We start from the raw sequence: 26,117 nt of genomic DNA, 5'->3' as shown, positions 1-26,117 counted from the left end.
CCCGGACTGCCGATAATGTGCCGTCACATGGCACTGCGCAGTTCCCTCTGGTACGCGGGTGACGACCGGAACTCCTACATCCACCGGGCCTGGATGCGCCGCGGCCTGCCGCGCGAGGCGTTCGAGGGGGAGCGGCCGCACATCGCGATCGCCAACAGCGCCTCCGACCTCGCGCCGTGCAACTCCCACCTCGACGAGATAGCCCGCAGCGTCGGCAACGGCGTGTGGGAGGCCGGCGGCGTGCCGCTCGACCTGCCCGTCCTGTCCCTGGGCGAGACGAACGTGCGCCCGACCGCGATGCTCTGGCGCAACCTGGCCGCGATGGCCGCCGAGGAGCTGCTGCGGGCCAACCCGATCGACGGCGTGGTGCTGCTCGGCGGCTGCGACAAGACCATTCCCGCGCTGCTCATGGCCGCCGCCTCCGTCGACCTGCCGGCGCTCGTGGTGCCCGGCGGCCCGATGCTGACCGGGCACTTCCGCGGCGTGCCGCTCGGCTGCGGCACCGACGTGTGGCGGCTCAGCGAGGAGGTGCGGGCCGGCACGCTCTCCCGCGAGGCGTTCCTCGCCTCCGAGTCGTCCATGATCCGCAGCCGCGGCCACTGCAACACGATGGGCACCGCCTCCACCATGGCCTGCATGGCCGAGGCGCTGGGCATGACGCTGCCCGGCACGGCCGGCACCCCCGCCCCCGACAGCCGCCTGCTGGAGCGCTCGCACCAGAGCGGCAGGCTCGCCGTCGAGCTGGTCCGCGCGGGCCGGCGGCCCAGCCATGTGATGACCAGGGCCTCCTTCCTCAACGCCATCGTGACGCTGGCCGCGATCGGCGGCTCGACCAACGCGGTCGTGCACCTGCTGGCCGTCGCCGGGCGGCTCGGCGTCGAGCTGGGCCTCGACGACTTCGACCGCGCCGGCTCCGGCGTGCCGCTGCTGGCCGACCTCCAGCCGGCCGGACGCCACCTGATGGACGACCTGTTCAGGGCCGGCGGGCTGACCGCCTTGCTGCGGGAGGTCGAGGACCTGCTCGACCCGGCGGCGATCACCGTCACCGGCAGGCCGCTGGTCGAGCACCTGGCCGGCGCCGAGATCTGGGACGACGCCGTGATCAGGCGGCGCTCCGACCCGCTGCTGCCCGACGCCGGCATCGCCGTGCTGCGCGGCAACCTCGCGCCCGACGGCGCCGTGATCAAACCCGCGGCCGCCTCGCCGGAGCTGCTGCGGCACCGCGGCCGGGCGATCGTCTTCGACGGCGTCGAGGACGCCCGCGCCCGGCTCGACTCGCCCGACCTCGACGTGGACGAGACCTCGGTGCTGGTGCTGCGCGGCTGCGGGCCCAAGGGCTACCCGGGCATGCCGGAGGTCGGCAACCTGCCGCTGCCGCGCAAGCTGCTGGCCAGGGGCGTCCGCGACATGGTGCGGGTCAGCGACGCCCGGATGAGCGGCACCGCGTACGGCACGGTCGTCCTGCACGCCTCGCCCGAGGCGGCGGCCGACGGCCCGCTGGCCAGGGTGCGCACCGGCGACCCGATCGTGCTCGACGTGGCCGCCAGGAGGCTCGACGTGGACGTCCCCGAGGCCGAGCTGGCCGCCAGGAAACCGGTCATGACCGGCCACGCCCGCCCGGCCCGCGGCTGGGAGCGCCTGTACGTCGACCACGTCACCCAGGCCCACCAGGGCGCCGATCTCGACTTCCTGACGGGCTCCTCCGGCGACGCCGTCGGCCGCGAGTCCCACTGAAGGCAAAGAGTGACCGCCGCCGTGCGCGGAATCATCCCCGTGGGGTACGGGGTTCCCTGTCGGGAGCCCGGCTCAGCGGATCTCCCGCGAGTACGGGACGATGTGATCAGGTTTGGCGACACATGAGGAGGAAGCGGTGAACGGCGACATCAGCCAGAGCCAGGAGTGGGCGGCTCTGGGCAAGCATCACGAGGAGCTGGCGGGAAAGCAGCTGCGTGAGCTGTTCGCGGAGGACCCGGGCAGGGCCGGGCGGATGACGGTGAGCGCCGGGGACCTCTACCTCGACTACGCCAAGCACCGCGCCACCCAGGAGACGATCGGCCTGCTGGTGGCCCTGGCCGAGCGGGCGGGCCTGCGCGAGCGCATCGCCGCGATGTTCGGCGGCGAGCACATCAACGTGAGCGAGGACCGCGCCGTCCTGCACGTCGCGCTGCGCATGCGGAAGAACGCCGAGCTGGTCGTGGACGGCCAGGACGTCGTGGCCGACGTGCACGCGGTGCTGGACAAGATGAGCGCCTTCGCCGACCGCGTCAGGTCCAAGGAGTGGAAGGGCGCCACCGGGCAGCCGATCAGGACCGTGGTCAACATCGGCATCGGCGGCTCCGACCTCGGCCCGGCCATGGCCTACGAGGCGCTGCGCGACTACGTGGACGCCGGCGTCGAGGCCAGGTTCGTCTCCAACATCGACCCCGCCGACATCCTCGGCAACCTGCGCGACCTCGACCCGGCCACCACGCTGTTCGTGGTCGCGTCCAAGACCTTCACCACGCTGGAGACGCTGACCAACGCCAGGGTCGCCCGCTCCTGGCTGGTCGGCGCGCTGGGCGAGGACGCCGTCTCCAAGCACTTCGTGGCCGTCTCCACCAACGCCGAGAAGGTCGCCGAGTTCGGCATCGACACCGACAACATGTTCGGCTTCTGGGACTGGGTGGGCGGCCGCTACTCCTACGACGGCGCCATCGGCCTGTCCCTGATGATCGCGGTCGGGCCCGAGCGGTTCCGCGAGATGTTGTCCGGCTTCCACAGCATGGACCAGCACTTCCGCACCGCGCCGTTCAACGCCAACATGCCGGTCCTGATGGCCCTGCTCGGCATCTGGTACACCGACTTCTTCGGCGCCGAGACCCGCGCCGTGCTGCCCTACAGCCAGCGGCTGCACCGTTTCCCCGCCTACCTCCAGCAGCTCACGATGGAGTCCAACGGCAAGTCGGTGCGCGCCGACGGCAGCCCGGTCACCGTCCCGACCGGCGAGATCTTCTGGGGCGAGCCCGGCACCAACGGCCAGCACGCCTTCTACCAGCTCCTGCACCAGGGCACCCGGCTCGTCCCGGCCGACTTCATCGGCTTCGCCGAGCCGTTCGAGGATCGCGAGGGCATGCACGACCAGCTCACCGCCAACCTCCTCGCCCAGACCAGCGCGCTGGCCTTCGGCAAGACCGCCGAGGAGATCGCGGCCGAGGGCACGCCGCCGGAGATCGTGCCGCACAAGGTGATGCCGGGCAACCGGCCCACCTCGACGATCCTGGTGACCAAGCTCACGCCGTCCACGCTGGGCCAGCTCGTCGCGCTGTACGAGCACATCGTGTTCGTCGAGGGCACGATCTGGGGCGTCGACTCCTTCGACCAGTGGGGCGTCGAGCTGGGCAAGAAGATGGCGCTCGACGTGGCGCCCGCGCTCACCTCCGAGGAGCCGCCGCAGACCTTCCCCGACTCCTCGACCGAACAGCTCGTCCGCAGGTACCGCGAGCTGCGCGGAAGGCAGGTCTGAGATGGGGGAGGGGAAGGCGGGCGCGCTGGTCCTGTTCGGCGTCACCGGTGACCTCGCGCGCAAGATGCTGCTTCCCGCGCTCTACCACCTGAGCGCCGACGGCAGGCTCGACCTGCCGATCATCGGCGTCGCCAAGACCGACATGGACCTCGACGGGCTGCGCGAGCACGCCCGCGAGGCCTGCGGCGGCGTCCAGGACGCGGCGTTCGAGAAGCTGGCGGGCAACCTGCGGCTGGTGGCGGGCGACTACCGCGATCCCGAGACGTTCGCGAAGCTGAAGGCGGAGGTGGAGGGCAAGGGGTTCCTCGTCCACTACCTGGCGGTGCCGCCCGCGCTGTTCTCCGTCGTCGCCGAGGGGCTGGCCGGGGCCGGGCTCAACGACGACGCCAGGCTCGTGGTGGAGAAGCCGTTCGGGCACGACCTGGACTCGGCGCGCAGGCTCAACGACGAGCTGCTGAAGTACTTCGACGAGGACCACCTGCGGCGGGTCGACCACTTCCTGGGCAAGGAGCCGGTCGAGGACCTCATGGTGTTCCGCTTCGCCAACATGCTGCTGGAACCCCTGTGGAACCGGAACTACGTGCGCAGCGTGCAGATCACCATGGCCGAGGACTTCGACGTCGCCGACCGCGGCGGCTTCTACGACGCCAACGGCACGGTCCGCGACGTCGTCCAGAACCACCTGCTGCAGCTGCTGGCCATCCTGGCGATGGACCCGCCGCCGTCCATGGACGCCCGCGCCCAGCTCGACGAGAAGTGGCGGGTGCTGCGCGCGGTCCAGGCCATCGACCCGGCCCACGTCGTACGCGGCCAGTACGACGGCTACCTCGACACCCCCGGCGTCCGGCCCGGCTCCACCACCGAGACGTTCGTCGCCATGCGGCTCTACATCGACAGCTGGCGGTGGGCGGGTGTGCCCTGGTGCATCCGCTCGGGCAAGGCGCTGCCCACCACCGACCTGGAGATCGTGGCCGAGCTGCGCAGGCCGCCGGTGACGATGTTCCGGGGCGGCGACGTGCCGCCGGGGCCGAACCTCATCAGGTTCCGCCTGCAGCCCGACGCCGGGGTGACCTTCGACGTGCTGGCCAAGGAGCCGGGCAGGCAGCGGACGATCCCGGTGCCGGTGAGCGTCGACTTCACCAAGGTGCTCGGGCCCATGGAGGCCGCCTACGAGCGCATCCTGACCGACGCCGTCAGCGGCGACCCGCGGCGCTTCGCCAGGTTCGACCTGGTGGAGGAGTCGTGGCGGATCGTGGGCCGGTTGCTCGACCTGCCCGACCGGCCGATGCCGTACGAGAAGGGCACCTGGGGGCCGGAGCCGGCCGAGAAGATCGCGCCGGGCGGCTGGCACGAGATCTCCACCACGTTCGACTAGCGGCCGATCCGGGTGAACGATGAGGGCCATGGACATCAAGGAGCTGTTGGAGCAGTCGAAGGACGTCGTCACGGTCAGGCGCGTCTTCGGCGAGCCGATCCGCCACGGCGACGTCCTGGTCGTCCCCGTCGCCCGGGTCGCCCAGGGCGGCGGGGCCGGCCACGGGCAGGGCCTCGACGAGAAGGGTGAGGAGAGAGGCAGCGGCGGTGGTGGCGGCTTCGGCTACAGCGCCACCCCCGCCGGGGTGTTCGTGATCAAGGACGGCGAGGTGCGGTGGCGTCCGGCCGTCGACGTCAACCGGATCGTGCTCGGCGGCCAGCTCGTCGGGCTCGCCCTGGTGCTGACGATCCGGACCATCTTCAAGAAGTGGCATCGCAGGAGGTAACGGGCACATCCACTGATGTGCTGATCGATCTGCTCGACGCCGGGCTGCCCGGACACGACGCCCTGGTGCCCGGCTCCAACCTGCCGGTGCGCGTCACCCCGCTCGGCGGCGGCACGTCGCTGGTCCGCCTCCCACCCCGGTGGAGCCGGCCCGGCCGCGGCCACTACCTGGCGGGGGAGGAGTTCGTGCTGCTGGAGGGCGAGCTGCGGGTGTCAGGAGTGACGTACCTGCCGGGGGAGCACGCCTGGCTGCCCGCCGGTGCCCTGCGCCACTCCTGCGCGGCGCCGGCGGGGGCGCTGGTGTGCACGTTCTTCGACGGCGAGCCCACCTGGGTGTCCAGCGACGCGGACGAGCCCGACGGGCCCAGCCTGCGCACCCCGCTGTGCACCGTCGTCATCCCCGGTGGCGGGCTGCCGCTCACGCCTCACTCCGTCCTGCTGGACACGCCCGTCACGCTCGACCAGCCCGCCGAGATGATCACGGTGCCGAGCTGGACGTGGGAGGTCTCCACCTTGGTCCCGGAGGGCCGGGTCCTCGTAAGGTGGACGCCATGATGATCTCTTTGCCGCATTTCGTGGCTTTCGGTGCCCTGGTGATGCTCGGGGCGATGTCGCCCGGCCCCGACTTCGCGGTCGTGGTCCGCCGCTCGGCGCTGTCGGGCCGGGGGCACGGCATGGCGGCGGCGGCCGGGATCGCCGTGGGCGTGGCCGTCTGGGTGGTGGCCGCGGGCACCGGCGTGGCCGCGTTGCTGGCGGCCTCGGCCATGGCCTTCACCGTGGTCAAGGTGGTCGGCGCCGCCTACCTGCTCTACCTGGGGGTCAAGGCGCTGCGCGCGGCCCTGCGCAAGGGCGGCCCGCTCGACCTCGGCCTGCCGGGCCCCGCGGACAACGGCCCGTGGGCGGCCTTCGCCGAAGGGCTGCTGACCAACGTGCTCAACCCCAAGGCCGCGCTGTTCTTCGTGGCCCTGGTGCCGCAGTTCGTGGGGGAGGGCACCGCGCTCGGCGGCACGCTGCTGCTGTCGGCGGTCGCGCTGGCCGGCACGATGGTCTGGTTCCTCACGCTGGCGAACGTGGTCGGCACGCTGCGCCGGGTGTTCGCCCGGTCCGGCGTGCGCAAGGCCGTGGACGGGCTGACCGGCGCCGCGCTCATCGCCCTCGGCGTCAACCTGGCCGTCGCCGGCCGCCCCTGAACGGCCTCCCGGGGGCCGCTCCTGGGCGGGCGCTTTTGGGCGGGCGTGCCGGCGTCAGGAGACGGCGACGCCGAGCAGGTGCCCGAGGCCGAAGGTGACGGCGGCGGCACCCGCGCCCAGCCCGAGCTGGCGCAGGCCGCCCAGCCACCACGGCCGCGCGGTCATCACGGCCACCGCCGCGCCGAACCCGAACAGCGCCACCATGCTCAGCGCCAGCGCCAGGAACAGCCCCGACGCCCCGAACAGGAACGGCGCCAGCGGCACCAGCGCCCCGATCGCGAAGGCCAGGAACGACGAGCCCGCCGCCAGGTAGGGCGAGGGCAGGTCGTCGGGGTCCACGCCCAGTTCCTCGCGCACGTGCACGCGCAACGCCTGCTCCGGGTCGGCCGACAGGCCCTCGGCGACGCGGCGCGCGAGGTCGGCGTCCAGGCCGCGCGACCGGTAGAGGGCGGCCAGCTCGGCCCGCTCGCCGTCGGGGTTGCGGGCCAGCTCGCGCCGCTCCACGGCGATCTCGGCCCGCATCAGCTCGGTCTGGGACTTCACCGACGTGTACTCGCCCGCCGCCATCGAGCACGCCCCCGCGACCAGGCCCGCGAACCCGGCGAGCACCGCGCCGCGCCCGGCGCCCGCGGCCCCCACGACTCCGGCGATGAGCGCCACGTTGGAGACCAGCCCGTCCATCGCCCCGAACACCGCCGGACGCAACCAGCCGCCGGTGACGTCACGGTGGCTGTGGTGCTTCTCAGGAGAGTAGGGCCTAACAAGCTCGACAGTCATGACAATCCTCCCCTTAATGGCAATTCGCCACGGAATCTAGGCCCTTCCGGCATGATCCGCAACGAAGGAGAGGCTAGCCTGATCTGCGGTTTTCCCGCCCCGCACCCACGTTCCCCCCATTCCGGGACGGGCACGCGGACGCCCCCCGGAACCCGTCGAGCGGGCGCCGGAGGGACGTCACCGGGTCAGGCGTGTGCCGGCGCGGTGGAATCGGGCACAGTGGAATCGGGCGTGGCGGCCGGACGGGTGGCCTTCGGGCGGCGGATGAGCGCCTCGCAGTCGGCGATCGTCTCCTCCAGCAGCCTGCGCAGCAGCGCGTCGGGGTCCTTGATGCACGCCTGGACGATGCCGACCACGGCGAGCTGCACCGCGTTGGGCGCCGCGTACCGGCGGAAGCCCTTCTCGGTGATCTTGGCCGCCCGGCTGAAGCGCCTGGCCTGCTCGGCCGCGTGCGGCACCTCCTCCATCGCCCTGCGGCTCGCCTCGCTCAGCCGCCCGGACGGCGCGCCGTCGAGCCTGGCCAGCATCTCCTCGGCCGCGAGCACCGACACCGCCAGCGCGAGCTGGCGTTCGGCGGCCGCGACCGGCAGGGCCGTGGTCGCGCAGCGCAGCGCGATGTGGGCGTCGATCCGCAGGTCGTCGCCCGCCAGCCCGATGATGGACGGCACCAGCCCGACCAGCTCGGCGCGGCTCTCGTCGCCGGTGTTGTCGTTGACCAGGCGGGCGAGTGCGGCCAGCAGCGGATGGGTGCAGGCCGGATGGTCGCTCCACCGCTCTCCGGCCAGATAGGACGCCAGTTCCATGAAACAGGCGCCGCGTTTCGGGTTGCGATGCCTGCCGCGGGACAGGACCGGCATGTGATCAAGGTGATTGTCCACGGGTGCTCCATGCTCCACGCGATCGCCGTCTATCCAGTTTGCGCTGTCGTGCGCGTCAAAGCCAGTGATCGGGCATCTTCCACAGGCAATGGTTCCCCCAGGCGAGGCGATCATTCCTCAACCGCTATTCACGGTTATGGCACCAGAAATTCGATTTAAGAGGGATTTTCGGCACTTATTACGAAAACGGCTGCTGTGCGGGCCGGAACCGTCAGCGTGCCGCCCGCCGGGTCGTACGACGACCGCCTGACCACCTCGTCCGCCGAGGCGGCCTGAACGGGATGCAGCGCCACCCGGCGGCCGGGCGGGGCCGCCACCGCCCGCGTACCGGGTGAGGGGGTGGCGTTGAGCACCACGACGACCGCGTCCCAGCGCGGGTCCAGCCCCGCGGTGTCCACGCGCATCACGATCACGCCCTCGTCGCAGGCCGGGAACGACAGCCGCCGCCGCACCTCCTCCGCCGTCCCGAGTGCGAACGCCGGGGTCGAGGCCCTGATCCGCAGCAGCTCCCCGAACGCCGCCCGCGCCGCCCCGATCGCCGCGCAGCCGGGACGCAGCGCGGGGTCGGCCAGCAGCGGCCGGGCGTACGGCCAGGCGGCCTCGTTGTCCGCCCTCGGCGGCAGGCCCGCGCCGAACCCGTTGCCCGCCGAGCAGTCCCACAGCAGCCGGTTGAACCAGTCGCCGGAGTCGTAGGAGTTGCGGTCCAGCGACTTCGAGCGCAAACGCTCGCTGCCCGCGTGCACGAACGCCGCCCCCTGCCCCAGCAGCACCGTGGCCAGCGACAACACCTGCATGCGCACCCGGTCGGCCATCGGCGTGCCCGCCGGCAGCTTGTAGGCCAGCGCGTCGAACAGCGTCTCGTTGTCGTGCGCGTCCACGTACGTCACGACGTCGTCCGGGCGGCCGGCGTAACCGGCGGGACCGCCGTTGTGGACGACCTCAGAGCCCTTGCGGCCCGAGGGCAGCACGTAGTCGCGCAGGCCGCCGGCCAGGCCGAGCATGACCAGGTCGGTGCAGTGGCGCAGGCGCTCGCGCTGCTGCTCCTCCGGGCCGTTGGCCGCGGCGCCGTTGGGCGCGCCGGCCAGGCCGGAGCCGAACCCCTGCACCCGCGGGTCGGCGTCGAACGGGCTGCCGCCGCGCACCGCGTCCCGCAGCCGGTCGTCGAACGTGCCGATGCCGGTGCCGGCCATGTTGGCCTGCGTGGCCTGCTCGAACCTGGCGTCGCCGGCCACCTCGCCGAAGCTCCAGCCCTCGCCGTACAGGATGATCGAGCGGCCGTCCACGCCGTCGCGCTCGGGGGTGAGCGCGTCGAGGGCGGCGCGCACGGCCAGGATGTTGGCCTTCGGGTGGTGGCCCATGAGGTCGAAGCGGAAGCCGTCCACCTTGTACTGCCTGGCCCAGGTGCGCACCGAGTCGACCACGAGCCGGCCCATCATGGCGTGCTCGGGCGCGGTGTTGGCGCAGCAGGTGGAGGTGGCCAGGGAACCGTCCTCCAGCAGGCGGTGGTAGTAGCCGGGGACGATCGGGTCCAGCACGTCCGCCGAGTGGGTGTGGTTGTAGACCACGTCCATGACCACGCGCAGGCCGGCCTCGTTCAGCGCGGCGACCATGGCGCGGAACTCCCTGATCCGCTCGTCCGGGTCGGTCGCGTACGAGCCCTCCGGGACGGTGTAGTGCAGCGGGTCGTAGCCCCAGTTGAAGGAGTCGCGGTCCGCGGTGAGCGCCACGATCTCCTGCTGCCGTTCGGAGTCGGGCGGCAGGGCGGCGAGGTCGTGCTCCGGCTCGGTCCTGTCCGCGCGGCGCTCGGGGACCGTGGCCAGGTCGAACACCGGCAGCAGGTGCACGTGGGTGAGCCCCTCCGCGGCCAGCGCGCGCAGCTCGCGCATGCCGTCGCCGTCCCGGCAGAAGGCCGCGTACGTGCCGCGCAGCTCCTCCGGCACGGTCGCGTCGGAGGCGGAGAAGTCGCGGACGTGCAGCTCGTAGACGACCGCGCGGTCCAGCGGGACCGGCTCGGGCTTGGCCAGCCGGTCCCAGCCGGGCGGCTTGAGCGCGGGGTCGTCCAGGCTGACCAGCCTGCTGCGCACGCCGTCGGGCGCGGCGGCCAGGCTGTAGGGGTCGGTGACCTCGCGGGTGACGACGCGGCCCGCGGCGGGGGAGTAGACGGTGACGCGATAGGTGTAGTCCCTGCCGTACCAGGTGGGCAGGCCGCGGATCGACCACACGCCGGTCTCCTCGTCCAGCCGCATCGCGTGGACCCGGCCGCCGAGCGCCAGCTCCACCCGCCGGGCGGTGGGCGCCCAGAGTGCCAGCCGGGGCAGCAGCCGTCCCGACGGCCCGAGCCGGGCCCGCGTGGCCCCGGCGTAAACGTCGTCGAGCACGCCCGGGAGCTGCACGCCGGTCGCGGCGGCCACCGCGCCGGACCCGTCGCGGGCCACGGCCAGGACCTGGCCGCGCAGGGCCTCCCTCACCAGCCCGACGTCCGCGGACGGCAGCTTGAGCGCGGCGCGGTCGGCCAGGTGCGGCCAGGCCCGCCGCTGCTCGTCGTCCAGTGTGCCCGGGGTGAGCGGGATGGTCAGGGTGTGGCCGGTCAGGCGGCCGTCACGGCAGGCGATGCCGCCGTCGGGGGCGCAGGCCAGCGCGTGCGTCAGCGCCGGATCCACCGTCCAGGCGACCGTCTCCCTGTCGATCCAGTGGGCCCGCGCCTCGCCGTCGCCGTCCGCGGTCACGTAGATCATGGTGCCCGTCCGTGGGCGGCCCACGCCAGGACGCCGCGCCGGACGGCCGGACATCGCCCCGGTGCGGCGCAGGTCCTAGCTCTCGGTGACGTCGGTGCCGTCCGGCATCAGCATGGCCGTGCACGCGTATTGGGCGTCCGGTCGGCCGCGCCCCGCGAACGAGCACGCCTTGGCGGCGACGTTCCCTCCCGGGATGAAGGCCATCGGCGACTCCAGCCATCCCCGGGTGCGCTCGCCCGCGGCGAAGAAGCGGGTGGCGTCCTTCCTGTCGGGCTCTATCCAGGGCTGGAGGAAGAAGACGTCGTTCTGCGGCTGCGCCCGGGCCCACAACGTCTGGCAGGTACGGCTCCAGCGAAGCTCCAGAACCATCCGCCCGGCGGGAACCGTCCGGACGGCGGTGCCGCCGGGAACGGTGATCGCGTCCTTCTCGCAGCCGGTGACGCTCGCGTACTTCTTGTCGCAGTTGTCGCGGCTCGGAGTCGCGGCGCACCCCTGCCGCTCCTTGGCGGCCTCCTGGTAGGCGACCGTGCCCACGAACGTCACCACGGCCGCCAGCGCCGCCGCGAGCACGGTGTACCAGCCGTTGATCCGCGCGGTGCGGATCTGCTCGTTCGGCCCCGAAGAATTCTGCGGCGGCAGCGTCGTCGTCATCATGCCTCGCTTCACCCGCACAGTGCCCTGGCTTCAGATGTACGCCCGGCAAGGCGTTTTCGTGGGGAAATGCGGCTTTCCCCACTGGGCTCTGGCCGGAAAGAGAGGGTCGGAGCGGCACCCCATTCGAGTGACCATTCCATTACTTTGCGTAATCGGTGACTTTGCGTGATCCTGATCTCATGGACGGATTCCTGGACCCCACCTGCGGAGGCATTACCGAACTACGTGTGCACGGCGTCTCCGGCACCCCGCCGGCGAGCATCCTCAACCACCCCCACCCCCGCCAGATCGCCGGCGACGCCACCACCGGCTTCTACCGCCGCTGGTGGCCGGGCGGCCGGCCCGACGGCGACCAGGACGACCTGCCCGGCATCCGCCACCGCGAGGCCTACGCCTGGGGCGGCCTCACCTCGGGCGGCCGGACCATCGCCCTCTGGCTGCTCCTGCTGCCCTTCTCCCTGGCCAACCTGTCCTACTTCATGCTGCCGAGGCCGCCGGCCGGCGCCCGCCTGCGGCACGTGGCCGAGGCGGCGCAGCGGCTGTTCGCGCTGCTGCTCACCGGCACCCTCGTCGGCGCCGTCACCCGGGCGAGCGTCGATCTCATCGGCTGGCAGTGCACCGCGGCCGGCCGGGCCTGCGCTCGCGAGAGCGCGCCGGCCTGGGTCCACTGGATGAGCGAGCTGTGGGGGGCCGAGCCGTCGCGGCGGCTGGCCGTCGCCGCGCTGGCGCCGTTCGCGGTGGTCGTGCTGCTGTGGTGGCTGGCGCGGCGCACCTGGGAGCGCGACGAGCAGACCGGGGTCCCGCCCGGCGGCGGCTCGCGTCCGGGGCCGCTGCTGGCCCGGCCGCGGCTGTGGCACGGCGGCGCGCCCGTGTGGCGGCTGCGGGCCGTGCACGTCGCCTTCGCGCTGGGTTCGGTGAGCCTGGCGGTGTCGGCGCCGTTCGTGGGCGACCCGCGGGGGCTGGCACTGACGCTGGCCAACGTCGCCGTCCAGGTCGCCGCCGCCGTGCTGGCGGCGCTGCCCGGGATCGCCAGGCGGCTGGCCCCGGGGGAGGCGGTCCCGTCCTGGCTCACCGGCGCGTGCCGGGTGCTGCGGGTGGCCGGGCCGCTGACCTTCGTGGCCACGATCGCCGCCGCCCTCATCGGGATGTCGCCCGCGCTGCCGGGGCGGCAGCTTCCCGGCATCGGCGTGGGAGCGTTCCAGTTCGGGCTGACGCTCGGGCTCGGGCTGTTCATCCTGGTGGCGTCGATCGTCCTGGCCCGCATGGACCGGCCGGCCGAGACCGGCGACCCGATCGAGCGGCGGGCGCTGTGCGGCGTGGCGGCCTGGTTCACGCTGATGGTGGCGGCCGGCAGCGCGAACGTGCTCGCCCTCGGCCTGCTGTTCTGGACCGCCACCTTCTTCGGCGTGCCGGCCTCCGTCGCCGAGCCCGGTCCGGTCGACCGCAGGCTCTACCTCGACGACCCGGTCTGGTGGACGGCCGCGCTCGTGCCGCTGCTGGTGATCGGGTTCGTCGCCGTGGCGGCCGAGCTGTGGATGGTCCGCGGGTCCGCCGCCGCCGCGCTCACGCCCAAGCTGACCCCCTACTACGGCGCCTACGACCGTGACGTGGCGGGCAAGTGGGCGCTGGCCTCGCTCACCGACCGCGCCGGGCTCGTGCTGGCCGTGCTCACCGGCCTCGGCGTGGCCGGGTCCGCCGCGGTGACCGTGATCTACCGGTTCCACCTGTTCGCCCCGGTGGGCGGGCTGGCCGGACTGCTGGCCTCGGTCGGGAGCTGGGCCATGACGGCGATCGTCGTGGGCCTGGTCCTGCTGGGCCGCCGCACGTACAGCGACACGCGGCTGCGGCGCACGGTCGGCATCCTCTGGGACGTCTCGACCTTCTGGCCCCGGGCCATCCACCCGCTCGCGCCGCCCTGCTACACCGAGCGGGTGATCCCCGAGCTGCTGGCCCGCGTCAAGATCCTGACCAGGACGGCCGACGACGAGGTCGTGCTGTCCGGGCACAGCCAGGGCAGCGTGCTCACCGCCGCGCTCGTGCTCCAGGTGCGGCCCGAGCTGCGGCCCCGGGTCCGGCTGCTCACCCACGGCTCGCCGCTGCGCCGCCTGTACGCCGCCTTCTTCCCCGCCTACTTCGGCACCCCCGGCCTGTCGGCGATGCGCGACGCCGTCCGCTGGCGGAACCTCTACCGGCTGAGCGACCCCATCGGCGGGCCCGTCTTCCGCCGGGTCGACCCGTTCGGCCCCCGTCCGGCGGGCGAGGGTGAGGAGACCGTCGACCGGTTCTGCTGGGACCCGCTCCAGCCGGGGCCGGGCGAGCCGCTGCCCGAGGCGCGCTGGCACTCCGACTACTGGCTCGACCCCGCCTACGAGGAGACCCTTGCCCGGCTCACCAGGTCAGATGGAGTTCCTCGGGCGCGCGGTGGATGAGCGTGGCGGCCATCACCACGTCCTCGCGGGCCAGCCGGAGGCCGGGCAGCTCCGCCACCAGCAGCTCCAGCGTCACCCGGAGCTGCTCGCGGGCCAGGAACGCGCCGGGGCAGCCGTGCACGCCGTGACCGAACGCCAGGTGACGGGCGCGCGGACGGGCGATGTCGAAGACGTCGGGCCGCTCGTACGCCGCCTCGTCGCGGCCCGCCGAGGCGAAGGAGACGAACACCGTCGCGCCCTCCTCCAAAGGCGTGCCGGCCAGGGTGAGCGGCCTGGTGACACGGCGGCGGAAGCCCTGGACGGGCGCCTCGTACCGGGCGGCCTCCTCGATCGCGGCCGGGATCAGCTCGGCCGGGGCGGCGCACAGCAGCTGCCACTGGCGGCGGTCGCGCAGCAGGCGGTGCACGACCGAGCCGAGCAGCGCGGTCGTGGTGAGGTGCCCGGCGAGCATGACGTTCTCGACGTTGGAGGCGATCTCGTCGCGCTGGGCGGCCGTCGGCTCCCCGGGGCCGGGCGCCAGGCCGCGCACCACCTCGCCGGTCAGGTCGGCGGCCCCGGCTGAGCGGCCGGCGTGGGCGGCCAGCAGGCGCCGCAGCGCGGCCACCTCGCGGGCGGCGGCGATCTGCCGCTCCTCGGGCATCGGGGTGAACAGCAGCTCCTCGGCCCGGAAGCCGCCCCTGATCGCGGCCGGCACGTCGGCCGGGTCCAGGCCCAGCAGGTGGCCGATCACGGCGGCGGGCAGCGGCCTGGCGTAGCGGGACATCCACTCGCCTCCGCCCGCCTTGACGAGCCCGGCGACCAGTTCGGCGGCCGTGGCGGTGACGAACGGCAGCGCGGCGGCCACCCGGGCGGGCGACAGGCCGCGGGTGAGCGGCCTGCGGTAACGCTGGTGCGCCTCGCCGTCCGTGCTCAGCACCACGGGCGCGCCGCCCGGCACCCCGGCCAGCTCGGCGAACGCCCGCGGGCTCGGGATCACGTCCGGCCGCAGGGCGCCCTTGGAGGAGAAGTCGTCCGGCCTGGACAGCACCTCGCGCACGTCGTCGTGCCGGGCCACCAGCCAGGCGTCCAGCTCCTCGGCGAAGGTCAGCCCGGGGGCGGCGCGGGCGCGGGCGTAGAGCGGGTACGGGTCGCGGTAGAGCGCCTGTCGATCCACGCGTCCCATCGTCCGGCGTGGCCGGGGACGCGACAAGATCTGAAATTTTCTTTTAGTTCACTCTCAAGTCTTGAAACTTATATCCACGAGCGATTGAGTTCGGTCGTGCAGACCCTCCGTTTCCTGGCCGCCGCCGCGCTCGTTTTAGGGCCGGTGGCCCTGAGCGCGCCCGCGCAGGCCGACCCGACCACGCCCGCCGAGGACGCGCTGACGGCGTCCTCCTACCCGCCGCCCTCCACGCTGATCAGCCAGGCCGCCGCAGGGCAGCCCCGGCTGGAGACGGCCAAGAGGACCCGGCCGGTCGCGCCGGGCCTCTCGCTGACCTCGTTCGACACCTATGACGCGCTGGGCTGGCTGCGCGCCGACGCGCTGACCGCCGACCTCGGCGGCGGCAAGGGCGGGCCCAAGGCCGACTACGTCTTCTCCGGCGAGGTGACCAGGACCGAACCGCTGTCCGGCCCCGCCGGGCGCTCCCGCGCGGTGGCGGCGGTCAACGGCGACTTCTTCGACATCAACAACTCCGGCGCCGCCCAGGGCATCGGCGTGCAGGACGGCACGCTGGTCCAGTCGCCGGTCGCCGGGCACGACAACGCGGTCGCCGTCACCGGCGACGGCGTCGGGCGGGTGCTCAAGATGTACTTCGAGGGCACCGCCACGCCCTCCGGCGGCGCGCCGATCGCGCTCACCCAGTTCAACCAGATGGTGCAGAACGGCGGCGTCGGCCTGTTCACGCCGCTGTGGGGCTCCTACAGCCGGGCCCGCGCCGTCGAGGGCGCCGCCACGGTCGCCGAGGTCGTGCTGGTGGACGGCGTGGTCACCGAGGTGCGCAACGCCGCCGGCACCGGGCCCATCCCGGCCGGCACCACGATCCTGCTCGGCCGGGACGCCGGCGCCGCCGCCCTGTCGGCCCTGAAGGCCGGCGACCGGGTGGACGTGAAGTACCAGCCGAAGGCGTCGGACGGCTCCGCCGTCAAGGCGGCCGTCGGCGGCAACTACGTCCTGGTCAAGGACGGCGTCGTGCAGAACAGCGCCGACCCGGCCGCGCACCCGCGCACCGCCGTGGGCTTCTCCGCCGACGGCAGGAAGATGTACCTGCTGACCGTGGACGGCCGCCAGGCCGACAGCCGCGGCGTCACGCTCAACGAGCTGGCCGCCATGATGGTGGACCTGGGGGCGGCCAACGCGCTCAACCTCGACGGCGGCGGCTCCTCCACCCTGCTGGCGCGCGAGCCCGGCTCGGCCGAGGTGCAGGTGGAGAACAGCCCCTCCGACGGCGGCGAGCGCCACGTGCCCAATGGCCTGGCGCTGTACGCCCCCGAAGGCAGCGGCAAGCTCAAGGGCTTCTGGCTGGAGACCGCGAGCGACCCGGCCAAGGCGCCCGGCGTCGGGCCCGTCGCGGGCGGCCGTCCCGACCGCGTCTTCCCCGGCCTCACCAGGCGGCTGACCGCCGCCGGCTACGACGAGACGTACGGGCCCGCGGCCGGCACGCCGTCGTGGCGGGCCAACCCGGCCGTGCACGGCGTGATCAGGAATGGCAGGTTCCACGCTCTGGTGCCCGGCCAGACCACCGTCACCGCCTCGCGCGGCGGCGCGAAGGGCACGATCGGCCTGACCGTGCTCCAGCCGTTGCAGCGGCTCGGCGCCACGGCCGACCGGCTCGGCATCTCGGGCGCGGACGGCAGCGCCGCCTTCGGCGTCGTCGGCTACGACCACAACGGCAACTCCGCGCCCATCGAGCCGGACGACCTCACCCTCGACTACGACCGGAACCTGTTCGAGGTCACCCCGGCCGAGCACGGGTACTTCACCGTCAAGGCCCGGCAGGCCACCGGCTCCGGGCTGATCACCGCCAAGGTCGGGAAGATCACCACGGCCGTCCCGGTGACGGTCGGCTTCGAGTCCAAGCCGGTCGCCGACTTCGAGGACGCGGCCAAGTGGACCTTCGCCGCCGCCCGCGCCACCGGCTCGCTGTCGGCCGCGCCCGGCCAGAGCGGCGGCGGGCTCAAGCTGTCCTACGACTTCACCACCTCGACCGCCACCCGGGCCGCCTACGCCAGCCCGCCGCAGCAGATCGTGGTGGACGGGCAGCCGCAGGCGTTCGGCTTGTGGATCAACTCCACCGGCAAGGGGGAGTGGCCCAGCCTGGAGTTCTACGACGCGCTCGGCCAGTCGCAGATCCTGCGTGGGCCGTACATGACGTGGACCGGCTGGCAGTACGTCGAGTTCCCGGTGCCCGCCGGGGTCAACTACCCGCTCAAGCTCCGGCGCTTCTACGTGGCTGAGACCAGGGCCGACGCCAAGTACGGCAACGACATCCTGATCGACGGCCTGGTGGCCAAGGTGTCGCCGTCGATCACCGCGCCGGCCGTGCCCAAGGTCGCCGACCCCGTCGTCAAGGCGGACGTGGCCAAGGCGCCATGGCGGTTCGCGGTCATGTCGGACGCCCAGTTCGTGGCCCGGAACCCCGACAGCGACCTCGTCAGGAACGCCCGCCGCACGCTCAAGGAGATCAAGGCCGCCAAGCCCGACTTCCTGCTGATCAACGGCGACCTGGTGGACGAGGCGTCGCCGGAGGACTTCGCGCTGGCGAAGAAGATCCTCGACGAGGAGCTGGGAGGAGAGCTGAAATATCGCTACATCCCCGGCAACCATGAGGTCATGGGCGGCAAGATCGACAACTTCAAGGCCGTCTTCGGCGACACGTACGGCACGTTCGACCACAAGGGCACCCGCTTCATCACCCTGGACACCTCCCGCCTGAACCTGCGCGGCGGCGACTACGACCAGGTGGCGATGCTCCGCTCCGAGCTCGACAAGGCGGCCAAGGACGCCTCCGTCGGGTCGGTCACCGTGCTGTTCCACGTGCCGCCGCGCGACCCGACGCCGGGCAAGGGCAGCCAGCTCGGCGACCGGAAGGAGGCCGCGCTGGTCGAGGGCTGGCTGGCCGACTTCCAGCGCGACACCGGCAAGGGCGCGGCCTACATCGGCGGGCACGTGGGCACGTTCAACGCCTCGCGCGTGGACGCGGTGCCGTACTTCGTCAACGGCAACTCCGGCAAGAACCCGGCCACCGCCCCCGACGACGGCGGCTTCACCGGCTGGTCGCTGTGGGGCGTGGACCCCGTGACGCCCGCCGAGGCCGAGCACGTACGGCGCAACTGGTTCATCGACGCGCCCGGCTGGATCGGCACGCAGGTGCGGCCGCACGTGGACGAGCTGACGCTCACCGCGCCCGCGACCCTCGCGGTCGGCGCGCCCGCGCCGGTCACGGCGGCGATCCGGCAGGACGACCGGACCGTGCCGGCCGCCTACCCGGTCTCGGTCTCCTGGTCGGGCTCGCCCAACCTGCACGTCGGCACCCGTCAGACGGCCAAGCCGTGGCACGTGGCGGTGCTCGACCCGGACACGGGCACGATCACGGCCCTGCGGGCCGGACAGGTGACGGTCGCCGTCACCGTCAGCGGGGTCACCCGCCAGGCGAGCGTGGCGATCACCGCCAAGGCCGCGGCCTGAGCCCCCGGCCAGGGAGGGACCACCCCCCTGGCCGAAAACCCCCTGAATCCCGAAATATCGGGATGAAGTGTTAAGAATCTAGACAGCCATGGGATTCCCCATTCTTCCCCCGGATAGCACTCCTGACGTGCGGGGACCCGCCCCCGCAGGCCACGGGGCCGGGGGAAGGACTGGGGGGCTCGTCGGTGAACGCATGGACCTTCGAGGGACAACCCGGCGCGCTGGGGGACACGGTCACGCTCGTGGAGGGCGCCTCGTTCTGCGTGTCCCAGCACTGCGGTGACATCGTCCCCGGCGGCGCGCAGGGCGTCTATCACGCCGACACCCGGCTGCTGTCCCGCTGGATGCTGCGGGTGGACGACCATCCCGTCGAACCGCTGCAAGTGATCATGGGCGAGCCCTACCACGCCACGTTCCTCGGCAAGGCCAGGCCGCGTCCCGGGTGGGCGGAGAGCACGCTGCTCGTGGTGCGCGACCGCTTCGTCGGCGTCGGGCTGCGCGAGGACCTCACGCTGCGCAACATGTCCGAGGAGGCCGCGGGCTGCGTCGTGTGCGTGCAGGCCGGCGCCGACCTGGCCGACCTGTTCGAGGTGAAGTCCGAACGCATCTGGCCCGCCGACGACGTCGAGGTGAACCCCGGCGAGCACGGCATCGAGATCCACTCGTCGAGCCGGGCCCGCGGCGCCAAGATCGCCGTCGAGCCGGCCGGCACGCCGGTCGTCACCGCGCAGGGGCTGCTCACCTTCGACATCGTGGTCCCCGCCCGCGGCGAATGGCACGCCACCGTGCTCGTGACGCCGATCCACGACGGCGAGGAGACCTCGGCCTGGTTCCCCGTCGCCCGTCCCGCCCACAACGCCGAGCCGGCCCGCCGCCTGGCCGAGTGGACCGCCGGCACCCCCACCCTGGAGAGCACGAACGCCGGCCTCGTCGAGGCGCTCGACCGCTCGCGCCAGGACCTGGGCAGCCTGCGCCTGTTCGACCGCGACCACCCCGACGAGCCGCCCGCCATCGCCGCGGGCGCGCCCTGGTTCATGACGCTGTTCGGCCGCGACTCGCTGCTGACCTCCTGGATGGCGCTGCCGCTGGACCAGACGCTCGCGCTCGGCACCCTGCGCAGGCTGGCCCGGCTCCAGGGCGAGAAGGTAGACCTGCTGTCGGAGGAGGAGCCCGGCAAGATCATGCACGAGCTGCGCTTCGGCGTCCACGACGGCTCCTCGCCGTACGGGGGACGGGCCTACTACGGCTCGGTGGACGCCACCCCGCTGTTCGTCATGCTCCTCGGCGAGCTGCGCCGCTGGGGCGTGCACGGCGAGGCGGTCGACGAACTGCTGCCGCACGCCGACGCCGCGCTCGACTGGATCGAGCAGTACGGCAGCCGCGACGGCTTCGTCTGGTACCAGCGCAAGACCGACCGCGGCCTGGTCAACCAGGGCTGGAAGGACTCCTTCGACGGCGTCAACTTCGCCGACGGCACCATCGCCCGCCCGCCGATCGCCCTGGCCGAGGTGCAGGGCTACGTCTACGCCGCCTACCTGGCCCGCGCCCGCTTCGCCTGCCAGCAGGGCGACGAGGCCGGCGAGCGGCGCTACGCGCAGCGGGCGCAGGCGATCAGGGAGGCGTTCAACGAGCGGTTCTGGCTGCCCGGCCCCGGCTACTACGCCATGGGCCTGGACGGGCGCGGCCGGCCCATCGACGGCCTGGGCTCCAACATGGGCCACTGCCTGTGGGCCGGCATCGCCGACGAGGACAAGGCGCAGCAGGTGGCCCGCCACCTGCTCTCGCCCGAGATGTTCACCGGGTTCGGGGTGCGCACGCTGGCCTCGTCCATGGGGGCCTACAACCCGATGAGCTACCACAACGGCTCGGTGTGGCCGCACGACAGCGCGATCGTCGCCGCCGGGCTGATGCGTTACGGCCACGTCGAGGAGGCCCAGCGCGTCGCCGTCGGGTTGCTGGAGGCCGCGCACTCCTTCGGCGGGCGGCTGCCGGAGCTGTTCTGCGGGTTCGGCAAGGAGGAGTACCGGCGGCCGGTGCCGTACCCGACGTCGTGCTCGCCGCAGGCGTGGGCCGCCGCCGCGCCCATCCAGCTCGTGCGCACGTTGCTGCGGCTGGACCCAGGGGTGCCGTACGGCAAGTTGTGGCTGGTCCCGGCGCTGCCCGAGGGGTTCGGGGACGTGACGATCAAGGGCATGCCGGTGGGGGGCTCCAGGGTCGGCATCCGCGTCAGGGGCGACGGCGGCACGCCGATGGTGTCCGGCCTGCCCGACGGCGTCGAGCTGGTCACCGAACCCCGCCGCCCGATCAGCGGCCCCTGCGGCTCCGGCCGCGGAGCACACGACCTGCCGGCGCGGTGACACGGCGCTGTGACGACCGGATCGACACGGGGAGGTGCCGGGATGACGGATTCCGAGGACGACTGGGCAGGCGCGCTGCGCATCGCGATGGTCGCCCCACCCTGGGAGGAGGTGCCGCCACGGGCCTACGGCGGGATCGAGCAGATGCTCGCCGACCTGATCACGGGCCTGTCCGCACGCGGCCACGAGGTGACGCTGATCGGCTCGGGCAGCACGGCGGTCCCGGCCAAGTTCCTGGCCACCTACCCCGAGGCGCCCTCGCAGCGGATCGGCGAGTCGCTGCCCGAGGTGCTGCACGCCGCCCACGCCTGGCGGGCGCTCGAAGGGCTGCCCGCCGACATCGTGCACGACCACTCGCTGGCCGGGCCGCTCACCGCGCTCGGCCGGGCGACCCCGACCGTGGTCACCTGCCACGGCCCGGCCGGCGGCGAGCTGGGCGAGGTGTACCGGGCACTCGGCGAGCACGTCAACCTGATCGCGGTCTCCGACGCCCAGCGCGCCGACGCGCCCGACCTCAACTGGGTCGCCACCGTGCACAACGCGCTCGACGCCGCCACCTTCCCCTTCCGGGAGCACAAGGAGGACTGGGTGTTGTGGCTGGGCCGGTTCAGCCACAGCAAGGGGCCGGACCTGGCCATCGACGCCGCCCGCGCGGCGGGCCGTCCCATCGTGCTGGCGGGCAAGCTCACCGAGCCGTGCGAGCGGGACTACTTCGACGAGCACGTACGGCCCCGGCTGGGCCCCGGCGTCTCCTACGTGGGCGAGGCCGACGCCGAGCGCAAGCGCGAGCTGCTGGCCGCCGCCCGCTGCATGGTCTTCCCCATCCAGTGGGAGGAGCCGTTCGGGATGGTGGTGATCGAGGCCATGGCCTGCGGCACGCCCGTCGTCGCCATCGGCCGGGGTGCGGTGCCGGAGATCGTCGTGGACGGCGTGACGGGGTTCGTGCTGCGGGAGGCGGCCGAGCTGCCCGCGGCGATCGAGGCGGCCGGCCGGCTCGACCCGCGGGCCTGCCGCGACCACGTCGAGCGGCACTTCGGCGTGGAGGCGATGGCCGCGGCCTACGAGGCGGTCTACCGCCGCCTGCTGGCCGCCCCCCGCCCGGTGCGGCTCACCGACGAGGGGCGGTGAGCCCGCCGGCCCCGGTCAGCCGGCCGTCGGCACGGTGTACTTCCCGGCCGGTTCCGACACCGCCGCCTCCTTCAGGACGACGGCGCCGCCCACCGCCTTGCTGTCGGGCTTGACGACGTAGGAGGCGCGCGAGGCGGGCCGGTCGAAGACGCTGAAGTCCATCGGCGTGCCGCCCAGCCCGGCCTCCCACGACTTCTGCGACCGGTGGGCCGCCACGATGCCCGCTCGGCTGAGGTCCTTGGCCTGGCAGGCCTTGCGCAGCGCGTCGCCGACGATGACCGCCGCGGTCCAGCCGGCCGCGACGCCGCTGTCCAGGGGCTGGCCGGCGTACTTGGCCCGGTAGTCGGCGATGAGCTTGGCGTAGGCCGGCAGCGGCGCGCTGATCGGGGCGCCCGCGGTCACGTAGAAGAAGTCCTTCAGCAGCGCCGGGGCGGCCGGGGTGGCCAGGAGCTGCGGGCTGTAGGCCGAGTTGCTGCCCACGAACGGCACGTCCATCCCGGCGGCCAGGGCCACGCCGACCAGCGAGGCCGTCTGGCGCGGGCCGACCGACACCAGCACGGCTTCGACGCCCGCCTTCCTGAACGCCGCCACCTGCGCGGTCATGTCCTGGTCGGTCGCCTTGATCTTCTGCTCGACCAGCGTGAGCCCCAGCTCGCCGGCGGCGTACTTGGACCCGGCCAGCGCGCTCTCGCCGTAGTCGCCCTCGAAGTACAGGTGGCCGATGCGGTCCCCGGCCTTGACGCCCTTCTCCTTCACCAGGAAGTCGACGGCGTTGATCATGTCCACGTCGTAGGTGGTGCCGGTGACCTGGATGGCCTCGCTGCCGAGCAGGCCGGTGGCCCACGCCATGGGCAGGGTGAGGATCTTGTCGGCGGTGATCCTGTCCTTGAGCGCGGTGACCATCGGCGAGCCGACGAACTGCGGGATGGCTGCCGTCTTCGGCGCGACCTCGGCGTAGGCGGCCATCGCCTTCTGCGCGTCGTAGCCGTGGTCGCGGACGATGGTCTCGATCTTCCTGCCGCAGACGCCGCCGCCCTGGTTGACCTGCTCGAAGTAGAGCTGCTGCGCCTGGGTGAGGCTCTTGCCGAGCGAGGCGTACGGGCCGGTCAGGTCGGTGAGCAGGCTGAGGGTGATGGTGTCGGCGGTGACGCCGGGGCCGGTCCTGACGCCGTCGCCGCCGGCGGCGGTGGTCGCCTGGCCGCCGCCGGTGGCCTTGCCGCTGCCACACGCGGTGGCCGCCAGCCCCAGCGCCAGCAGCGCGGCCAGGACGGCCGTTCGGTTACGTGACATGTGAGCTCCTGGTCTCGGGGGACGGTTCCGGGGACGTCGACGGGCGGCCCGGTGATCCGCGGCGCAGGGCGCGCGGCAGGCCGAGCAGGCCGCCGGGGAGGAAGAGGACGACGGCGACGACGGCGGCGCCGTACAGGATGCGGGCGGCCTCGGCGGGGGACAGGCCGCCGCCGGAGCCGGGCGGGGACACCAGGGGGATGGCGTCGCCGTAACGGGTGAGCAGTTGCGGCAGCAGGGAGACGAAGACGGCGCCGAGCACCGCGCCGCCCACCGAGCCCAGGCCGCCGATGACGATCATCGCCAGGTAGTCGAGGGAGAGCAGCATGCCGAAGTGGTCCGGCACGGTCCGCTGGAAGACCAGGGCCAGCAGCACGCCGGCCAGGCCGCCGTACATGGACGACAGCACGAACACGCCGGCCCGGTAGCGGGTGACGGGCACCCCCATCACCCCGGCCGCGATCTCGTGGTCGCGGATCGTGTTCAGCGCCCGGCCCGGCCGTCCGCGCAGCACGCCGCGGGCGAACAGCGCCGCCCCCAGCAGCGCCAGGCCGCCCAGGAACCACAGCCGCTCCAGCGCGCCGAACGGCACGTCCAGGACGACCAGCTCGGGCCCGTCGGCGAAGGCGAACCCGAAGACCTCCATCGCCGGCACGGCCCGCCCGTTGAAGCCGCCCGTGACCGGCCCGGCGTTGAACAGCAGGTGCTGCCCGCCGAAGATGAGCGCCAGCGTGGCGATGCCCAGATAGGCGCCCTTGAGCCGCCCGGCGATCGGGCTGAACAGCCCGCCGGCGACCCCCGCCAGCGCCACGGCCAGCACGGCGGACGGCAGCGGCGGCAGGCCCAGGCCGCCCAGCGACGCGGTGGGCTCGGCGGCCAGGTACACGTACGCGTAGGCGCCCACGGCCAGGAAGAACGCGTGGCCCATGGACAGCTGCCCGGTCGCCCCGGTCAGCAGGTTGACGCCGATCGCGCCGATCGCGGCCGCCATGGCGAACAGCCCCGCCTGCAGCCAGAATCCCTCCAGGTAGAAGGGCACGGCGACGAAGGCGGCCAGGGCGGCCAGTGACACGACGGTCCTAGACACGGGCCCGCTCCCTCGTCCCGAACAGCCCGGCGGGCCGCAGCAGCAGCACGACGACCATGACGAGGAACGGCGCCACGTCGCCGATCCCGCGGCCGAGGAAGGCCAGGTCGTTCTGGTAGCCGGTGGTCAGGGCCTCGGTGACGCCGACGATCAGGCCGCCGGTCAGGGCGCCCGTGGTGGAGTCCAGGCCGCCGAGTATCGCGGCGGGGAAGGCCTTCAGCGCGGCCACCGAGGTGCCGCGGTCCAGGCCGGGCGTCGGGAAGACGCACAGGAACAGCGCGGCCACCGCCGCCAGCGCCCCGGCCACGGCCCACGCGCCGACCGAGACCCGGCCGAGCCGCACGCCCATGAGCGCGGCCGTCTCGGGGTCCTCGGCGGTGGCCCGCATCGCCACCCCCCACCCGGTGTACTTGAACGCCAGCAGGAACGCCGTGATCAGCACCCCCGCCACGGCCAGCGCGACGCCCCTGGTCTCGGCGACCGTGACCGCCCCGACGCGCAGCACCCGCGACCCCCACGGGTCGCCCATCGCCAGCACCTCGGCGCCGATCCGCCGGGTGAGCTCGGTGGTGAGCACGATGTCCACGCCGATGGTGACGATGGCCAGCACGCTGTGCGAACCCGCCTTCGAGCGGCGGATGACCAGGAACTCCACCAGCGCCCCGAGGACCGCCGCCGACGCGGCCCCGGCCAGCAGCGCGGGCCAGAAGCCGAGGTGGGGGTGCAGCCGGGCCACCACGTACCCGCCGGCCAGCAGCAGCGAGGCGTGCGCGAAGTTCACCACCTCGGTGGCCTTGAAGATGACGACGAAGCCGAGCGCGATCAGCGCGTAGACGGCCCCGAGGGACAGCCCGTTGACCAGCAGCTCCACGAAGGTGATCACCGCGTCTCCTCCACGCCCAGGTACGCGCCGACGACCGCCGGGTCGTCCCGCACCTCGGCGGGCGGCCCGTCGGCGATGCGGCGGCCGAAGTCCAGGACGGTCACCCGGTCGGCCAGCCGCATGACCAGGCCCATGTCGTGCTCGACCAGGAGGACGGAGATGCCCAGGCTCTCCCGTACCGACCCGATCAGCTCGGCCATCTCCAACCGCTCGCCGCCGTTCATCCCGGCGACCGGCTCGTCCAGCAGGAGCAGGCGCGGTTCCATGGCCAGGGCCCTGGCCAGCTCGACCCGCTTCTGCACCCCGTACGGGAGCAGCCCGACCGGCGTGTCCAGCACCGGGGCCAGGCCGGCGAACGCGGCGATCTCGGCGACCCTGGCCGCGTGGGCGCGCTGCTCGCGGCGCGCGCCCGGCAGGCCGAGCCCGGCCGAGACGAACCCGGCCCGGGTGAGCCGGTGGCGGCCCAGCAGCAGGTTGTCCCGCACCGGCCGGCCGGGGGAGAGCGCGAGGTTCTGGAACGTGCGGGCCACGCCGAGCGCGGCGATCCGGTGCGGGCGCAGCGCGGTCAGCTCGCTCCCGCCGAACCTGACGCTGCCGGAGGCCGCCCGGCAGACGCCGGACAGCACGTTGAAGCAGGTGGACTTGCCCGCGCCGTTCGGGCCGATGAGCGCGTGCACGGTGCCGGGCGCGACCGTGAAGCCGACGCCGTCCAGCGCCGTCAGGCCGGCGAAGCGCACGGTCACGTCGCTCACCTCCAGAGCGGGCATACCATCCGGTTGGTATGT

At 73.3% G+C, this 26,117-nt stretch carries 19 protein-coding genes; 10 read left to right on the top strand and 9 right to left on the bottom strand.

Annotated features, from left to right (window positions below; genetic code table 11):
• The first annotated feature begins 27 nt into the window (after positions 1-27).
• The 6 genes from ABZ815_RS40045 to ABZ815_RS40020 all read left to right on the top strand — a co-directional run bounded on the left by ABZ815_RS40045 (position 28) and on the right by ABZ815_RS40020 (position 6,451).
• Positions 28-1,734: an IlvD/Edd family dehydratase gene (locus tag ABZ815_RS40045; RefSeq protein ID WP_357706497.1), complete on the top strand. Its 1,707-nt coding sequence runs from the start codon at positions 28-30 to the stop codon at positions 1,732-1,734.
• Positions 1,735-1,870: 136 nt separating this feature from the next.
• Complete coding sequence (gene pgi, locus ABZ815_RS40040; protein ID WP_357706495.1) at positions 1,871-3,502, top strand: glucose-6-phosphate isomerase; 1,632 nt, start codon at positions 1,871-1,873, stop codon at positions 3,500-3,502.
• A 1-nt stretch (position 3,503) separates the two neighbouring features.
• Positions 3,504-4,877, top strand: coding sequence for a glucose-6-phosphate dehydrogenase (zwf, locus tag ABZ815_RS40035; RefSeq protein WP_357706493.1), 1,374 nt, complete (start codon positions 3,504-3,506; stop codon positions 4,875-4,877).
• A 28-nt stretch (positions 4,878-4,905) separates the two neighbouring features.
• Positions 4,906-5,262, top strand: a complete 357-nt coding sequence (locus ABZ815_RS40030) for a spore germination protein GerW family protein (RefSeq protein ID WP_357706492.1) — start codon at positions 4,906-4,908, stop codon at positions 5,260-5,262.
• A 17-nt stretch (positions 5,263-5,279) separates the two neighbouring features.
• Complete coding sequence (locus tag ABZ815_RS40025; protein WP_357706491.1) at positions 5,280-5,816, top strand: hypothetical protein; 537 nt, start codon at positions 5,280-5,282, stop codon at positions 5,814-5,816.
• Positions 5,813-6,451 (top strand): LysE family translocator, encoded by a 639-nt coding sequence (locus tag ABZ815_RS40020; protein WP_357706489.1) that lies wholly within the window; start codon positions 5,813-5,815, stop codon positions 6,449-6,451. Before ABZ815_RS40025 ends, ABZ815_RS40020 begins: the two co-directional genes overlap by 4 nt.
• A 54-nt stretch (positions 6,452-6,505) precedes the next feature.
• Here ABZ815_RS40020 and ABZ815_RS40015 read toward each other — a convergent pair whose 3' ends face one another.
• From ABZ815_RS40015 to ABZ815_RS40000, 4 genes are all read right to left on the bottom strand, one after another.
• Entirely contained in the window at positions 6,506-7,228 is a 723-nt protein-coding gene (locus tag ABZ815_RS40015) for a VIT1/CCC1 transporter family protein (protein ID WP_357706488.1), read from the bottom strand.
• Between the two features lie 185 nt (positions 7,229-7,413).
• On the bottom strand, positions 7,414-8,106 hold the full coding sequence (locus tag ABZ815_RS40010; protein ID WP_357706486.1) for a hypothetical protein: 693 nt from the start codon (positions 8,104-8,106) through the stop codon (positions 7,414-7,416).
• Positions 8,107-8,261: 155 nt separating this feature from the next.
• Positions 8,262-10,841 (bottom strand): pullulanase-type alpha-1,6-glucosidase, encoded by a 2,580-nt coding sequence (gene pulA / locus ABZ815_RS40005; protein WP_357706485.1) that lies wholly within the window; start codon positions 10,839-10,841, stop codon positions 8,262-8,264.
• A gap of 75 nt (positions 10,842-10,916) precedes the next feature.
• Positions 10,917-11,495, bottom strand: coding sequence for a hypothetical protein (locus ABZ815_RS40000; RefSeq protein WP_357706484.1), 579 nt, complete (start codon positions 11,493-11,495; stop codon positions 10,917-10,919).
• 179 nt (positions 11,496-11,674) lie between these two features.
• Between ABZ815_RS40000 and ABZ815_RS39995 the strand changes: the two genes are divergently transcribed.
• A complete protein-coding gene (locus ABZ815_RS39995) occupies positions 11,675-13,924 on the top strand; it encodes a hypothetical protein (RefSeq protein ID WP_357706483.1) in 2,250 nt (749 codons plus the stop codon).
• Here ABZ815_RS39995 and ABZ815_RS39990 read toward each other — a convergent pair.
• Positions 13,884-15,077 carry a cytochrome P450 gene (locus tag ABZ815_RS39990; RefSeq protein ID WP_357706480.1) on the bottom strand — a complete coding sequence of 398 codons (1,194 nt, stop codon included), beginning with the start codon at positions 15,075-15,077 and terminating at the stop codon, positions 13,884-13,886. The genes ABZ815_RS39995 and ABZ815_RS39990 overlap by 41 nt on opposite strands.
• A gap of 105 nt (positions 15,078-15,182) precedes the next feature.
• On the opposite strand from ABZ815_RS39990, the gene ABZ815_RS39985 reads away from it, so the two are divergent.
• From ABZ815_RS39985 to ABZ815_RS39975, 3 genes are all read left to right on the top strand, one after another.
• On the top strand, positions 15,183-18,590 hold the full coding sequence (locus tag ABZ815_RS39985; RefSeq protein WP_357706479.1) for a phosphodiester glycosidase family protein: 3,408 nt from the start codon (positions 15,183-15,185) through the stop codon (positions 18,588-18,590).
• Positions 18,591-18,775: 185 nt separating this feature from the next.
• Positions 18,776-20,947, top strand: coding sequence for a glycogen debranching N-terminal domain-containing protein (locus ABZ815_RS39980; RefSeq protein ID WP_357706477.1), 2,172 nt, complete (start codon positions 18,776-18,778; stop codon positions 20,945-20,947).
• Positions 20,948-20,989: 42 nt separating this feature from the next.
• Positions 20,990-22,075: a glycosyltransferase family 4 protein gene (locus ABZ815_RS39975; RefSeq protein WP_357706476.1), complete on the top strand. Its 1,086-nt coding sequence runs from the start codon at positions 20,990-20,992 to the stop codon at positions 22,073-22,075.
• 15 nt (positions 22,076-22,090) lie between these two features.
• On the opposite strand, the gene ABZ815_RS39970 is transcribed toward ABZ815_RS39975, so the two are convergent.
• Genes ABZ815_RS39970 through ABZ815_RS39955 form a run of 4 tightly spaced genes read right to left on the bottom strand, consistent with a single transcriptional unit; the run spans position 22,091 to position 26,099 of the window.
• The gene (locus tag ABZ815_RS39970; RefSeq protein WP_357706475.1) at positions 22,091-23,365 is read right to left on the bottom strand and encodes an ABC transporter substrate-binding protein; all 1,275 of its coding nucleotides are present in this window, start codon (positions 23,363-23,365) and stop codon (positions 22,091-22,093) included.
• On the bottom strand, positions 23,355-24,449 hold the full coding sequence (locus ABZ815_RS39965; RefSeq protein ID WP_357706473.1) for a branched-chain amino acid ABC transporter permease: 1,095 nt from the start codon (positions 24,447-24,449) through the stop codon (positions 23,355-23,357). Before ABZ815_RS39965 ends, ABZ815_RS39970 begins: the two co-directional genes overlap by 11 nt.
• Positions 24,442-25,332: a branched-chain amino acid ABC transporter permease gene (locus ABZ815_RS39960; protein ID WP_357706470.1), complete on the bottom strand. Its 891-nt coding sequence runs from the start codon at positions 25,330-25,332 to the stop codon at positions 24,442-24,444. The genes ABZ815_RS39965 and ABZ815_RS39960 overlap by 8 nt, the downstream gene beginning before the upstream one ends.
• A complete protein-coding gene (locus ABZ815_RS39955; RefSeq protein ID WP_357706468.1) occupies positions 25,329-26,099 on the bottom strand; it encodes an ABC transporter ATP-binding protein in 771 nt (256 codons plus the stop codon). Before ABZ815_RS39955 ends, ABZ815_RS39960 begins: the two co-directional genes overlap by 4 nt.
• Between the last annotated feature and the right edge of the window lie 18 nt (positions 26,100-26,117).

This window comes from Nonomuraea sp. NPDC047529, from assembly GCF_040642995.1.
GTDB lineage: Bacteria > Actinomycetota > Actinomycetes > Streptosporangiales > Streptosporangiaceae > Nonomuraea.
This window is presented reverse-complemented; position numbering and strand designations above follow the sequence as displayed.

Bases quoted from the DNA above. Each gene is read 5' to 3' on its own strand.
- ABZ815_RS40045 (WP_357706497.1), top strand. From the start codon at position 28: ATGGCACTGCGCAGTTCCCTCTGGTACGCGGGTGACGACCGGAACTCC.
- ABZ815_RS40020 (WP_357706489.1), top strand. From the start codon at position 5,813: ATGATGATCTCTTTGCCGCATTTCGTGGCTTTCGGTGCCCTGGTGATG.
- ABZ815_RS39975 (WP_357706476.1), top strand. From the start codon at position 20,990: ATGACGGATTCCGAGGACGACTGGGCAGGCGCGCTGCGCATCGCGATG.
- ABZ815_RS39955 (WP_357706468.1), bottom strand. From the start codon at position 26,099: ATGCCCGCTCTGGAGGTGAGCGACGTGACCGTGCGCTTCGCCGGCCTG.
- ABZ815_RS39970 (WP_357706475.1), bottom strand. From the start codon at position 23,365: ATGTCACGTAACCGAACGGCCGTCCTGGCCGCGCTGCTGGCGCTGGGG.
- ABZ815_RS40030 (WP_357706492.1), top strand. From the start codon at position 4,906: ATGGACATCAAGGAGCTGTTGGAGCAGTCGAAGGACGTCGTCACGGTC.
- pulA (WP_357706485.1), bottom strand. From the start codon at position 10,841: ATGATCTACGTGACCGCGGACGGCGACGGCGAGGCGCGGGCCCACTGG.
- ABZ815_RS40015 (WP_357706488.1), bottom strand. From the start codon at position 7,228: ATGACTGTCGAGCTTGTTAGGCCCTACTCTCCTGAGAAGCACCACAGC.
- ABZ815_RS40000 (WP_357706484.1), bottom strand. From the start codon at position 11,495: ATGATGACGACGACGCTGCCGCCGCAGAATTCTTCGGGGCCGAACGAG.
- ABZ815_RS39995 (WP_357706483.1), top strand. From the start codon at position 11,675: ATGGACGGATTCCTGGACCCCACCTGCGGAGGCATTACCGAACTACGT.
- zwf (WP_357706493.1), top strand. From the start codon at position 3,504: ATGGGGGAGGGGAAGGCGGGCGCGCTGGTCCTGTTCGGCGTCACCGGT.